Raw genomic sequence first — 13,614 nt, 5'->3', positions numbered from 1 at the left:
CCTCCCTAAACTTAAAACAATGCATAATCCTCATTAATTTTTTTGATGATATAATTCACAGTCATAATCAATGCAAATCCCAAGAAAGACTGATACAATCCTGCTGCGGTTGCCATGCCAATATCAAAATTAATTTTCAAAGAACGATAAACATAAGTATCGACAATATCCGTCACGTTGAAGAGCGTTCCGTTGTTCCCGACAAGCTGATAGAACAGATCGAATTGTCCTTTCATAATGCTTCCGAGCGCAAATAAGAGCAGAATGATAAACGTTGGCTTCAGCATTGGTATGGTAATATGCCAGGTCCGTTGAAAAATATTCGCACCGTCAATTTTGGCGGCTTCGTAATACTCATCGCTGATTCCTGTAATGGTAGCCAGATAAATAACCATGGAATAACCTAAATTTTTCCAAATATAAAACAAAGTGATCAGAATTGGCCAGAGCCATGGTGTATTGTAAATGTCTACGGAATCGAGTCCGAACGATTTCAGGACTTGATTCACGAAGCCTGATTCATAATTAAACATATTGAACGCCAGTACACTGATCAGTACGAAGGATACAAAATACGGCAGAAACATGATGGATTGAGTAAGCTTTTTGAATAGCTTGCCGCTAATCTCGCTAAGCAGGATCGCTGCAAAGATCGAGACCGCATTGCCTAATACAATAAATACGATGTTGTAACTAATTGTGTTAAATGTCAGCTTCCATAAAATTCCTGATTGCGTTAAAAACTTAAAATTGTCCAACCCGACAAAAGGACTGCCGAATAGCCCACCAGCAAAATCATAGCTTGTAAAGGCATAATAGATGCCAATCATTGGAGCATACGAATTAATTAAGAAAAAAATTAATGTCGGCGCTATCATTAAAAACAATATTTTATTTTTATTGAGCTCGTAAAAAAAGCCTTTCTTCTTATACATGACTGACCTCCTCCTAAATAAAATCACTCGTAAATCATTACATCCAAATCATAGAGGAAACTAAATCGATAATATACTGTACAATGACACACATTCCTGTAATCTCGGTACTTGTGAAGTGTGAACTTTATGTACTTTTGTGAATATTTCCTACATCTTACCTAATTTTGGCTGTTAAATTACGAATTTAATTGAAAGCACAAAACTTATGAATTATACTCAGACTAGCGATGAAAGGGGTTTCAACAATGATAAAACAGTGGTCTAGAGAGCATAAAAAAGTTTATATCCGAATACTCTTTGGCTCTATCGGATGTGTTATTATTACACTTTTGATTACTTCAACCATTCTGTATATGAACTTCGAGAACATCGCTTTAAATCAAGTTTATCATTCTGATTCTAACAGTCTGAACCAAATCAAAAGCGAGTTATCCAATATGACGGACACCGTAACCTCTCTTTCTTCCCAAATCTATCATGACTCTGCAGTGTCCAAATTGCTACATTATGCAAACCCCAGCATATATGACGCTATTTTTGCACAGCAGCAGCTTGATAACTATCGAGCATCGCTGCCGTTCATCGAATCAATTTATGTCTACAATGCGAAATCAAATCAATTTTATATAAGTTCCAACAACATGCGAAACGGCCTTCAAGCAAAATCCGAGCTGGATGACAAAGGGATATTTGAGATTTTTAAAAATTTCAAACAATATCGCCCTTTTCACCCTATTCCCAGGACATATAATATCGGGACGATCGAACATTCAGTTGTGTCAAGTTACACTTATTTGTGTTATAGCATCATTGATGACAATACCGATTTAAATACAGCGGTCGTTGTCAATATCTCGGCATCATGGTTAGGTCTACGAATAGATCAATCGGAGAAAAAGCTAAATGAAGAAAATACGTTTATCATCAATCAGGACGGAATATTGTACTCTAGTAATGACATGCATCCGATGCTAACTGATATTTCTGATAAAACCTATATACAGAAAATTATTCAGGATACTTCAGAATCTACATATTTTGTAGACACTGTAGATGAAGTTAAATCTTTAATAACGTATACTTCACCCGATTCATTAGGCTGGAGATATGTTCGCATTACCCCTTATAGCAATATTATTCAAGAAATTAGTGTAATGAGATATCGAACACTCATTATCTGTATTGGCATTCTTCTCTTAGGAGTGTTGATTTCGTTAACTTTATCCCATGGTGTATATCGCCCGATTGACAAAGTCATACGCAAGTTCAAAACCCTTGAAACCGAAAGACGTAATCATCAACATATTCTCAAGCAAGATTTTCTTAGAAGTACGATTTTAGGTAGAGAAACCAATAATACTGAGATCTTGCAACAAAAATTGCATTACTTCAATTCAGGGCTTATGGTGAATAGTAAATCACTGATTGTGTTGATTAGGATTGATCAGTTCACCGCAGTCCTCGAGAAATACAAAGATGATATTAAATTGATCAAATACGCCATAATGAACGTTAGTACGGAAATTGCCTCTCCGATCTTTCAAATCGAAGCCATTGATATGGGGGATGATAGTCTTTTACTTATCCTCAACTTCCATGATCCGCTTTATAACATGGAACGGGATTCGCTGATCGAAATGGCGGAGCTTATGCAATTGTCAATCACCAAACATTTAAAATTATCCATCTCGATTACCTTTAGTCCTGTGAAGGAATCAATCGAGCAATGCATTTCAGTTTTCAATCAAGTACTAGAGGCTTCTTACCACCGATTATTCAAAGGACACGGCAGCATTCTCTTTTCCCTTGACATTATGGACTTAAAATCCAAAGAATATATGTTTCCCGTTCACAAAGAAAAACAGTTCATTGAATCCTTGATGTCAGGAAATGTGGATAAAGCACGGAGCATCTATATCGATATCGTAGGAGAAATATCGGAACATTCTTTTACCGTTATTCAACTTGTCATATCGCATTTAGCACTTACCGTTAATAACGTCTTGCGGGCATTAAAAAAGAACAATGCGATTTTAACAATTCCCGAATTCGATACAACGTTCTTACTACCAAATCATGTAGAAACCATGGAAGAAATCAACACGCCGTATTTCAAAATATTTGAAGAAATAGGTCAAAAACTTGAAGAGAAACGAAGCACAAAACAAGAAGATCTCATTAAAAAAGTACATGAAATTATTGAGCGAGACTATAGCAATTCGGGCCTGTGCTTGAATTCAATTGCAGACGAGTTCTCGATGTCTCCAATTTATTTGAGTCGGTTATATAAGCAATTAACCACAAATGCACTATCTGATATCATTAGCGAGATGCGGATGAATAAAGCCAAAGAACTACTGAAAACATCTGAATACACCGTTGTTGAAATCTCTGAAAAAACAGGATTTACGAGTAGTTCGTATTTTTATCGCTTATTTAAGAATAGTACGGGTATAACTCCGAGCGATTATAGAAAAAAAATGAAATTTTAAATTTTATGGAGGATTATAAATGATAAAACGATTGTTGCAATTGTTACCTATGGCTATTTTGGTGATGGGGAGTTTCTATATTTGGGGGAGTTCTGCACTTATTTTTAAACTGATTCCGATGTGGTTAATTCTGATCTATGCTTATTTACAGAAGCCAGGTGTTAAGGATCGATACACTTTACTTACTCTTATTGGATTGTTCTTCTGTATGCTTGGTGATGGGCTTCTACAATGGTTTATAATCGGACTGTCTGCCTTTCTAGTTGGTCATCTATTCTATGCGGGGGCATTCATCACACGATGGAAGTTCTCGAAGTTAAGATTTATGACGATTGTTCCAATTCTTATGTATGCTAGCATTATGGGATACCAGTTAGTTCAAGCTCTCATAGATAACGGTCAGCATGGACTTGTGATACCAGTTCTTTTTTATATCGTCGTAATTTCCTTAATGGGATGGTTCTCGATCATGACAGGCAATAAATGGGCGATACTTGGTGGGCTGCTGTTCATTACATCAGACTCTATTTTATCATGGAATATGTTTGTTTCGGACATCATTTATTCGGGTCAGCTCATTATGATCACCTACTACACGGCCCAATTTCTTATCAGTAAGAGCATTAGGTCAGAACTAGTCAAGTCATCTTCAGAAGAAGGTGAATGATACTTCATCCACCCTATTTAATTGCCCCAGCAGTCATACCTTCCATAAACTGTTTGGATGCAAGGAAGAATATGATAATCATCGGAACTGAAGCCAGCGTCAGCCCAGCGAATAGCATACTTAAATCAGTTGAATATTGCCCGAATAACGAGAGCATGCCGACTGGAATCGTTTTGTAAACATCGTCTTGAATAAAAATGAGCGGGAAGAAGAAATCATTCCATGCCATAATGAAGTTCATGATCATCACCGTACCAATTGCTGGGCGGATAAGTGGTAATAGAACATGCCACATAACGCCAAAATCCGAAGATCCATCAATTCGCGCAGCCTCCTCCAATTCTTTCGGTAGCGTCCGAAAAAAACCAGTTAAGATCAGCACCGCAAGCGGCAATCCGATCGCCGTATACACACTTACCAGTGACCAAATGCTGTTGAGTAGAGCTAACTGCTTCATCAAAAGAAATAACGGAACAATCCCAAGCTTAATTGGAATCATCATTCCGATTAGGAAAAAGAAGAATAACGCGCCATTCCACCGAAATGGATACCTCGCGATATAGAACGAAACCAAAATACCAAACAGCAGAATCACGACAACAGAAACAATACTGACAACTAAACTATTCCAGAAAAATGTACCGAACGGAATTTGTTGAAGTAGTTTGTTATAAGCGGTGAACGACATGGATGTTGGCAATGACATCGGGCTTTTGATAATCTGTATATTCGTTTTTAAGGAAGAGGTCAGCATGAGAAAGATCGGATATAAGCTTACAAGAGCCCCTAAATACGCGAATAAGTATTGGAACCCCCGAACGAATTTATTTGATTTCATAGCCTGCCTCCCCTCTCTTAATTCTGTGCGTTTTGATTTCTAGTGAAATACAAGAACAAGGCAGATATCGTTGCAATGATGAAGAACAGGACAACTGCTAGTGCTGAGCCAAGACCCAGTGCAACTGAATCGCCGCCTGACGATCCGCCAAACGCAATACGATAGAAGAATACGGCTAACGTGTCGGTTGAGTTGTAAGGTTCACCCTGCGAGCCTTCCATCGCATAGATAAGTTCAAACGCTTCGAAAGCATGAATAAATGTAAATACCGTTACTATAATCAATGACTGGGTCATCATCGGCAAAATGATGGAGCGGATCAAACGAAATCCTTTAACTCCGTCTAGCCGCGCCGCTTCAATGATTTCCGTAGAAATCGACTGTAGACCAGCGAGAAAAATCAGCATGGAGAAACCAACGCCAAACCAGCTGTTCACGACTGTAATCGAGGTTAGTGCCGTAGCTGGGTCCCCTAGCCAAGGCTTCGCCCACGTATCAAGACCGATCTCTTTGAGTAGTACATTGACCACACCATTGTTAGGATTGAGCATGAGTTTCCACAAAAACCCTACAACGATAACCGAAAGCAGTCGGGGGAGAAAATAGGCCGTTTTCAAAAAACTCGAACCCTTAAGCTTACTATAAATTAGGTAGGCAAGCACAAATGCGAACACGTTCTGCACTGCCATCTCAATTACGAAATAATACACATTATGTCCGAATGCATTCCAGAATAAATAGTTGAATGGTTCCTTCGTAAACAAGCTTTCAAAATTGCCAAGTCCTATAAAGTCTCCTCGTACAAGACCTTTCCAATCGTAGAAGCTGTATCCAAACGCCGCTACGATCGGATAAATCACGAACAGAATGTAAACTGCGAGGGCAGGAATTGGGAACAGATGAATCGCACCCTTTTTCCACCCGGACGATTTGGCCAAGTTATTCATGCCCCCACACCTCTCATTATTTTAATAAGACAACATTGTTACTTATTTTTCATCATTACTTATTTATCATCGTTACTTGCTCAACATTCTTACTTGTTATTCACTGTTACTTGAACATTATTACCTGTTTACTTTTTTGGCTTAAACCATGTATCCACGTTCTTCTGTACTTCTTCAGCAACCTGCTCCGGCGTCAATTTATCTAGATACATCCCTTGAATCGAGTTTTCCAAAGTAGCTTTGGTTGTTGGGTTACCCGCATTGAAATAAACGACTGCTGCGTAAGGTGTAGAGATTGTATCTGCATTCTTGGCAATTTTGGCTACAAGCGGATCTTTCGCTGCAACACCCGGAATGGTGCTTGGTTTCTGTAGTTCATTAACTGCGAGCTCGCCGAATGCTTTGGTGGTCAAGAACTCCATAAATTTAAGAGCTTCTGCTTTATGAGCGGATTTCGCATTTACTGCAAAAGAACCATCTACCCAAGTCGTAACCGTAGACTTACCATCCGCTTTCATTGGTGGAACTGGGAAAACATCCATCTGCAGGTCTGGATTAGCCTTCTTCATAACCGCATACTCCCAATCCCCCATGATGATCATGGCTGCCTGCTCAGTAACAAACATATTACGCATGTCGTCCATGCCGATCCCAACATAATTATCTGGGAAATAAGGTGTCAAATCCTTCAGTAGTTTAAGGGAACTCACAAATTCTGGACTTTTGAAATTCGCAGTCCCCGTAAGAATGGTATTAATAAAATCAGGCCCATATACGGAAGGCGCTAGCGTACCATGCGTCAAGGATAGGAGCCAGCCTTCTTTGGAACCAAAAGCAAACGGAATCACTTTATTTTTCTTCAGTGTTTCAGCCGATTTCACTAGTTCATCCCATGTTTTAGGCTCCTGAAGCTTGTTTTGCTCGAAAATTTTCTTGTTATAAAACACCTGAGTAGAGCTGAATACAGTTGGTACACCATATACTTTGCCGTCAGTTCCTGTAGCAGCACGCAATGTGTCCTTAGTGAACACTTCCATTCCTTTCACGCCGCCGAGGGGCTCCAAGTAACCAGCATCAGCCAATGCAGCACCTGCAGCATAAGGACGTAGATGAATAATATCAGGGCCATTGCCACTTTGCAGCGAGGTGTTTAGAGCTGTGTTGTATTCTGTATTCTTGGTTGGCTTGAATTCGATTTGAACATTCGGATTATCTTTGACGAACGCAGCAATGATCTTGGAGTAGGCTTCTGTATCTTCCGTGCGCCAACTACCTATTGTCAGCTTTACTTTCTCCTGTGGTGCTGCTGTCGTTGCAACTGTTGGTACAGTTGTTGGCGCTGTCGTCGGCGCTGTACCTGATCCTGCCGGCGTTGGCGTTGCACTAGGACTTGCGGTATTACTACTGCAAGCAGCCAGCATGGAAGATGCAGCAACAATAGTTAACAATGCTCCACTAAATATACGTTTCATTGATAAAACCTCCCTATTAATTTTTTTCTATGTTTAAACCTCATGGTCTTCATGAGAACTAAACCATTTACAGGCAAACTAAGCAGGTACGAATTTACTGATTATGGTTATTGCGATAACTGTGGCCACGGATCTGTTAGATCTGCTTAACTATAGCGTTTACCCTGCTTGACCGCTTGTCGCGTTTTCTCTAGCGATTGGAAGCTTTCTTCGTAACGACTGCTAGCGATACCAACGTATAGAATATCAATCACGTTCAGTTGTGCAATACGAGAAGCCATCGCTCCACTTCGGATACTTTTCTCCAGAGTGCTGATAAACAGCTGCGTATCTGCTAATTCTGATACCGGATTCGAGCCAAATCGAGTAAGTGAGATAACAGAAGCACCATTGTCCTTTGCAATGACTAGTGAGCGGATCATATCTTCCGTTTGCCCCGTGTAAGATATCCCAAAGACAACATCACCCGGAAGCAGATTAGCTGCAATTGTTGCTTGATCATGAAACCCTGCACCAATTTCGCACCAACGATTGATACGCGTCAGCTTTTGTTTGAAATCTTCCGCAATAACCGCTGAAGCTCCAATGCCGAAGATACCAATTTTTCTTGCGCTGCTTAACATCGTTATCGCCTTCTCCACTTTCTCTGGAGAGAGTACGGTTAAGGTATCTTGAATAGAGACAATATTGTTATGTGAAACCGACTCAATGAGTTGACTAGTGGATCCATCAGCACGAATTTCCTGATAGGATTCTGTAGGCAACGACGATTGTGATAAATCACCAGCGATTCGCAACTTCAATTCCTGAAACCCCTTACAATGAAGGGAACGTGAAAGTCTTATAATCGTAGCCTCACTTACGCCAGCTTGCTTGGCTAGCTTCTGTACCGAAAACGTGACTACTTCTGCTGGATGCTCCATTATAAATTGCGCCACCCTGCGCTCCATCGGCTTTAAGCTTCCCATGGCCGCCTCTATGCTTACTAGGACACCTTTTATCACGGAAATCATCCTTTGTAAGTTCATTTGTTGGTCTTAACTTTTTGCTATAGGGTAAATAAGTTTTATTTCATATTGTATATACAGTTTTGAAATAATATTACAATTTTCACATGACATCTAACTAAAATTGGTTTGTTCTCTACTGAGAATCAGCAATCAATACGATAATATTTCTTCTATTCCACCACTTCGAACAGGAAAACAATAGGATACTCACCCATGTTGTTCTAAGTGAGTATCCTATTGTTAAGAACATTTTAATTAATCAGAGGAATCAGCGTGGGATATTATGTTACTGTAGAGCCGGGTGTCAATATATATGTAGAGGATATAAACCCAAGGGGAAAGAAAACGATCCTATTTATCCATGGTTGGCCTTTGAACCATAAGCAGTTTGAGTATCAGTTTAATGTGCTTCCAGCACAGGGATTTCGTTGTATAGCGATTGACTGGAGGGGTTATGGTAATTCGGATAAACCATTTCATGGCTATACGCTTGATAGACTTTCAGATGATGTTCGTGTTGTAGTTGATGCGCTTCGCTTGGAAAATTTCACGCTAGCAGGTCATTCCACTGGGGGAGCAATATCAATTCGCTATATGGGGCGACATCAAGGATATGGCGTATCTAAACTTGTCCTAATAGATGCTGCATCTCCAATAGGTGTGACAACAGAAACTGTAGCTCAATTCCTTGCTCAAACCGCTAATGATCGCCCTAAAATGTTACAAGGCGTAACAGATATATTTTTCTTCCAATATATAACCGGGCCATTCTCAGAATGGTTCTTTCAGATGGGACTAGAAGCAACTGGCTATTCAACTGCTGCAATCATAAAATTACTGAGGGATGAGAACGTATACGATGATCTTCCTAAGATTGTAGCGCCTACCTTAATTATTCACGGCATCCATGATAAAGTGGTTCCATTAAAGAGAGGACATGAAACTAATAAACTCATCAAAAATTCACAGCTAGTTCCATTTCAATATAGCGGACATGGTGCCTTTTGGGAGGAACGGGACAGGTTTAACCAACTACTCGTTCAATTTATTGGTTTAGCGTAACTTTGGTTAATCAACGCGTGAAATGACAGGTTTGTCCTGTACTGAGGAGATTTGATACTCATGGGAATATGTGTTAACAGGAATTTGATGCTCATGGGATATGTGTTAACAGGAATTTATCCCGTTAATCACATACACTCATTACAGCAGATTAGATTAGCTGGAAATTCTCCCTGTATTTCAGTACTTTTAGCTGAATAGCCGATACAATCCTTTAAATAACAGGAGTAAATCCTGTTAAAATTCTAAATCACCCTAATATACTGAAATTAACATGATTTTTTCCAGTTATTGATTGAGATGCAGAGTTTAGGACTGCTCAGGCCATCGAATTCCCCATCTATCCTTGGTTCCCAACCTAACCCTGTACAAGCAATGTAACGAATAGAAGCTAAAAGCCTCTTTGGTCTACTTGTATGCAAAAGGCGGATATGCGAATCCAGCTTCCATGATCACTCTGTTTCGCCAGTATATTTAACGACTGGCCATTTCTCTTTGCGAAGCGCATCAAGCAATTCCGGTCCGACATGCAGATTGTCGCGAACTAGTTCGCGAGGGGTTAGTGCCATCCATTGATTCAAAGAGATATCGACAAATCGGTCACTCTTGAACATCTCCAGAAACCACAAGCTTTGGTTACCGGTATTTTGAATATAGTGTCCAAAAGCAAATGGTACATAACCGACATCACCGGCTCTGTAGTCAAACGTACGCGCTGTACCATTTCCTGCAAATACCGTCATGCGACCCTGCCCAGTAAGGTAATACTGCCACTCATCGTTGTTCGGATGCCAATGCAGCTCTCTCATGCCACCAGGTTCAATCTCTACAAGTGCGGCAGCGATCGTTTTGGAAATTGGAAAGTTTGAAGAATCCACGATTCGCACACTTCCACCAGGCGTTTTAATGGGAGGTTGAGCTAGTAACTGATGCTTGAAGCTTAGCGGAATTGTTCCATATGGGGAAGTAACCTTTTGACTTTCCAGTGACCCTGGTACATTGTCTTGAAAAATATAGACTTGGTCTGTAGGAATGCCGCTAAAGGCACTCACAGGTACGCCGAAATTAGCTGCCAGCACATCTTTGGGCGTATGTGCAAACCAATCGGAAATAGATAAGGTATTCAGATCTGAGAATTTACCATCATCGAAGACGAGTAGAAATTCACAACCCTCTTCCAGCCCTTGAATGGAATGTGGAATCCCTGGTGGGAAGTACCAAAGATCACCTGGTCCTACATCAGCAATGAAATTCCGCCCCTCTTGATCTACAGAGGTTATTCGTGCTCGCCCTAACAACATATAGGACCATTCTGCTTGCTGATGCCAGTGAAGCTCTCGCACACCACCAGGCGTTAAGCTCATATTAACTCCCGCAAGTGTCGTCGCTATCGGTAGTTCCCTTTGAGTGATCTCCCGGGACCATCCCCCATGATTTAATTGCATATGAGTATCGGAGAAAGAGAATTTCAAGTTAGGAACAAGCCCAGCATCTGTAACTGGAGGAACCAGCATGTTGGGATTCTCTATATCCCGCATAACATCCCGTGGACCTAAATCCGTCGCTCCTGCACCATCATTCCTTATGGGCTGCGGTACTTTCATAGCTTGTGTCCATGGCCTATTCTCCATCTGACATGCTCCTCTCACGCGGTTTGTTACATATGCAAGTAATTTATGACATTGCACCAGTTGTTATGTCTGTATCCGAATCCTTAAATTTACTAAGCCAAGCCATATCGATTGGTCCGTTAATGTTTAGTTAACGGCATATTAGCGCTAATACGATAATCAATCCAGTCCATTCCATTTCCATAACACTTACTAAATTTGAGAAACTATATAAAATAGAGTAAAGTGTAGATAATGAAGGAGGCGAATTAACATGGCCAATCTGGCAAACGACATGGAAATTGGAATTAGTACTTTCTTGGAAACAACGCCGGACCCGGTAACAGGTAAAATGATGAGTCATGCTGAGAGGCTTCGCAATGCGGTTGAGGAGATCGTACTAGCCGATCAGGTCGGCTTAGATGTCTATGGAATAGGAGAACATCATCGGGCTGACTATGCGGGAAGCACGCCCGCTGTTGTATTAGCAGCAGCAGCTGCCATGACTAAGCGGATCAGGCTCACGAGTGCCGTAACTGTGTTGTCATCAGACGATCCGGTTCGCGTGTATCAAGCTTTCTCTACCCTTGATGGTATTTCTAACGGACGGGCTGAAATTATGGCTGGCCGGGGTTCGTTCATTGAATCCTTTCCTCTCTTTGGATATAGCTTAGAAGATTATGATGAATTATTCGAAGAAAAGTTAGAGCTGCTACTTGCTATTAGATCCTCAGAAAAGGTGAATTGGCGTGGCGGTCATCGTCCTGCGATCAATAACCTGAGTGTATATCCTCGATCTGTTCAAGACCCACTACCAGTATGGATCGCCAGCGGCGGGAACCCAGAATCAGCAATTCGTGCTGGAATGTTAGGACTTCCGATTGCATTCGCTATTATTGGAGGAATGCCTGAGAGCTTTGCACCGTTAGTCGACCTCTATAAGAGGGCTGCGACGCAGGCTGGACACGATCCTGCGAAACTGCAGATCGCAACTCATTCTCACGGATTTGTAGGAGAAACGACGGAGCAGGCTGCCGATTTATTCTTCCCTCCAACACAGGCCCAAATGAATGTACTTGGACGTGAACGTGGTTGGGGACAATATAATCGTTCAGCTTTTGATGCTGCACGCAGCCTTCGGGGTGCCCTCTATGTCGGAGATCCCGAGTTTGTCGCTGAGAAGATTATTCTACTACGCAAAAATTTAGGTGTTAATCGTTTCTTCCTGCATGTCAATGTCGGCACGATGCCACATCTTGAAGTCATGCGTTCAATTGAACTTTTAGGAACTAAGGTCGCACCGATTGTACGTAAAGAGCTTACTAGGAACTAGCCCAAGGAACAAGGCGTGTATTCTCTAGACAATATTAGGAATAGATTACAGGCTGACTGTTCAATTACAGCTGCCATAAAACATAAAACAGATCACACATAGGACCTCAAATTCCAAAGTGTGATCTGTTTTTATTTCATCTATTATGTGCTAAGAATGTATAGTCGATCAGAGAAATGCTCTTCTATTATGACATATTCACTTTCATACCTGTTACTTCAGCAACAATCTCATAAGAACGCAGACGTGCGGCTTGATCATATATCATAGAATTAATAATCATTTCATCTGCCTGAGTCGAATCAAGGAATGCCTGAAGCTGTGCTTTCACTTCGTCTGGATTACCAATAATAGAAGATTTCATCTGGCCCATAAGAAGTGATTTCTCGTATGGCGTCCAAATGCCATCCATAGAATCCACAGGTGGAGCTAGTCGTCCAGGTGTATTACGAATTAAACCCAAAAATTGCTGTTGATGTGAAGTTGCATGATATTGCGCCTGCTCTGTTGTTTCTGCCGCATAGACATTAACGCCTACCATTGCATAAGGCTTCTCTAATGCTTGTGAAGGCTGGAAGTTATTACGGTATAGAGCAAGAGCTGGCAATGTATGATCTGCTGAGAAATGGCTCGCAAAAGAGAACGGCAATCCTAATTTACCAGCTAAAGCAGCACTAAAACCACTAGAACCAAGCAACCAGATTGGAATTTCTTGTCCCTCACCTGGAATTGCTCTTACTCGATTATGCTTAGATTCCGCATCCAGATAATTCATTAGTTCAGCAACTTGTTCTGGAAAGTCTTCTCCATTACTGCCAGAATCACGACGAAGAGCCGCCGCTGTATATTGATCACTTCCAGGAGCTCGTCCTAATCCTAGATCGATCCGACCTGGATACATAGCTTCTAGTGTGCCGAATTGTTCGGCAATAACGAGTGGTGCATGATTGGGTAGCATAATTCCACCGGAACCAACTCGGATTTTGTGGGTACCACCAGCCACATAACCGATCACGACTGAAGTCGCTGAACTAGCGATCCCTGGCATACTGTGATGCTCTGCGAGCCAATACCGATTATAGCCCCATTCTTCAGCATGTTGTGCTAAACGCAGTGTATTTTGAAACGATTCAGTCGGAGATCCACCCTCTACAATGGATGCTAAATCCAATACGGAATACGCAATTTGATTCAATTGTTTCCTACCTTGCTCTTCTGTAGCCATAGATCCCAACTTCTTTCTTT

The 13,614-nt window shown here is 41.1% G+C and carries 11 protein-coding genes; 4 read left to right on the top strand and 7 right to left on the bottom strand.

Going from position 1 to position 13,614, the window contains the following annotated elements; all coding sequences use genetic code 11:
* Nucleotides 1-11 precede the first annotated feature (11 nt).
* Complete coding sequence (locus AC1DOK_RS15795; RefSeq protein ID WP_477555255.1) at nt 12-935, bottom strand: ABC transporter permease; 924 nt, start codon at nt 933-935, stop codon at nt 12-14.
* A gap of 248 nt (nt 936-1,183) precedes the next feature.
* On the opposite strand from AC1DOK_RS15795, the gene AC1DOK_RS15790 reads away from it, so the two are divergent.
* Nucleotides 1,184-3,430: an AraC family transcriptional regulator gene (locus tag AC1DOK_RS15790; RefSeq protein WP_477555254.1), complete on the top strand. Its 2,247-nt coding sequence runs from the start codon at nt 1,184-1,186 to the stop codon at nt 3,428-3,430.
* Between the two features lie 19 nt (nt 3,431-3,449).
* Complete coding sequence (locus AC1DOK_RS15785) at nt 3,450-4,097, top strand: lysoplasmalogenase (protein WP_477555253.1); 648 nt, start codon at nt 3,450-3,452, stop codon at nt 4,095-4,097.
* Nucleotides 4,098-4,110: 13 nt separating this feature from the next.
* Here AC1DOK_RS15785 and AC1DOK_RS15780 read toward each other — a convergent pair whose 3' ends face one another.
* The 4 genes from AC1DOK_RS15780 to AC1DOK_RS15765 all read right to left on the bottom strand — a co-directional run bounded on the left by AC1DOK_RS15780 (nt 4,111) and on the right by AC1DOK_RS15765 (nt 8,358).
* Nucleotides 4,111-4,935, bottom strand: coding sequence for a carbohydrate ABC transporter permease (locus tag AC1DOK_RS15780; protein WP_477555252.1), 825 nt, complete (start codon nt 4,933-4,935; stop codon nt 4,111-4,113).
* A 17-nt stretch (nt 4,936-4,952) separates the two neighbouring features.
* Complete coding sequence (locus tag AC1DOK_RS15775; RefSeq protein WP_477555251.1) at nt 4,953-5,882, bottom strand: carbohydrate ABC transporter permease; 930 nt, start codon at nt 5,880-5,882, stop codon at nt 4,953-4,955.
* Between the two features lie 128 nt (nt 5,883-6,010).
* Nucleotides 6,011-7,354 (bottom strand): ABC transporter substrate-binding protein, encoded by a 1,344-nt coding sequence (locus AC1DOK_RS15770; RefSeq protein WP_477555250.1) that lies wholly within the window; start codon nt 7,352-7,354, stop codon nt 6,011-6,013.
* A gap of 146 nt (nt 7,355-7,500) precedes the next feature.
* Nucleotides 7,501-8,358 (bottom strand): MurR/RpiR family transcriptional regulator, encoded by an 858-nt coding sequence (locus AC1DOK_RS15765; RefSeq protein WP_477555249.1) that lies wholly within the window; start codon nt 8,356-8,358, stop codon nt 7,501-7,503.
* Between the two features lie 279 nt (nt 8,359-8,637).
* Here AC1DOK_RS15765 and AC1DOK_RS15760 point away from each other — a divergent pair, with 279 nt between their 5' ends.
* Nucleotides 8,638-9,426, top strand: coding sequence for an alpha/beta fold hydrolase (locus AC1DOK_RS15760; RefSeq protein WP_477555248.1), 789 nt, complete (start codon nt 8,638-8,640; stop codon nt 9,424-9,426).
* 452 nt (nt 9,427-9,878) lie between these two features.
* On the opposite strand, the gene AC1DOK_RS15755 is transcribed toward AC1DOK_RS15760, so the two are convergent.
* Nucleotides 9,879-11,057, bottom strand: a complete 1,179-nt coding sequence (locus AC1DOK_RS15755) for an oxalate decarboxylase family bicupin (RefSeq protein ID WP_477555247.1) — start codon at nt 11,055-11,057, stop codon at nt 9,879-9,881.
* A gap of 253 nt (nt 11,058-11,310) precedes the next feature.
* Between AC1DOK_RS15755 and AC1DOK_RS15750 the strand changes: the two genes are divergently transcribed.
* Nucleotides 11,311-12,369 (top strand): LLM class flavin-dependent oxidoreductase, encoded by a 1,059-nt coding sequence (locus AC1DOK_RS15750; protein ID WP_477555246.1) that lies wholly within the window; start codon nt 11,311-11,313, stop codon nt 12,367-12,369.
* A 187-nt stretch (nt 12,370-12,556) separates the two neighbouring features.
* Here the strand turns inward: AC1DOK_RS15750 and AC1DOK_RS15745 are convergent, their stop codons facing one another.
* Nucleotides 12,557-13,594 carry an LLM class flavin-dependent oxidoreductase gene (locus tag AC1DOK_RS15745; protein ID WP_477555245.1) on the bottom strand — a complete coding sequence of 346 codons (1,038 nt, stop codon included), beginning with the start codon at nt 13,592-13,594 and terminating at the stop codon, nt 12,557-12,559.
* Between the last annotated feature and the right edge of the window lie 20 nt (nt 13,595-13,614).

This window comes from Paenibacillus sp. P5_B5 (assembly GCF_056400365.1).
The sequence above is the reverse complement of the archived record's forward strand: the minus strand, read 5'-3'. Positions and strand labels throughout refer to the sequence as shown.

What these genes read in the sequence shown, in the direction of transcription:
- AC1DOK_RS15770 (WP_477555250.1), bottom strand. Translation starts at nt 7,354, where the DNA reads ATGAAACGTATATTTAGTGGAGCATTGTTAACTATTGTTGCTGCATCT.
- AC1DOK_RS15780 (WP_477555252.1), bottom strand. Translation starts at nt 4,935, where the DNA reads ATGAAATCAAATAAATTCGTTCGGGGGTTCCAATACTTATTCGCGTAT.
- AC1DOK_RS15750 (WP_477555246.1), top strand. Translation starts at nt 11,311, where the DNA reads ATGGCCAATCTGGCAAACGACATGGAAATTGGAATTAGTACTTTCTTG.
- AC1DOK_RS15745 (WP_477555245.1), bottom strand. Translation starts at nt 13,594, where the DNA reads ATGGCTACAGAAGAGCAAGGTAGGAAACAATTGAATCAAATTGCGTAT.
- AC1DOK_RS15795 (WP_477555255.1), bottom strand. Translation starts at nt 935, where the DNA reads ATGTATAAGAAGAAAGGCTTTTTTTACGAGCTCAATAAAAATAAAATA.
- AC1DOK_RS15775 (WP_477555251.1), bottom strand. Translation starts at nt 5,882, where the DNA reads ATGAATAACTTGGCCAAATCGTCCGGGTGGAAAAAGGGTGCGATTCAT.
- AC1DOK_RS15755 (WP_477555247.1), bottom strand. Translation starts at nt 11,057, where the DNA reads ATGGAGAATAGGCCATGGACACAAGCTATGAAAGTACCGCAGCCCATA.
- AC1DOK_RS15790 (WP_477555254.1), top strand. Translation starts at nt 1,184, where the DNA reads ATGATAAAACAGTGGTCTAGAGAGCATAAAAAAGTTTATATCCGAATA.
- AC1DOK_RS15785 (WP_477555253.1), top strand. Translation starts at nt 3,450, where the DNA reads ATGATAAAACGATTGTTGCAATTGTTACCTATGGCTATTTTGGTGATG.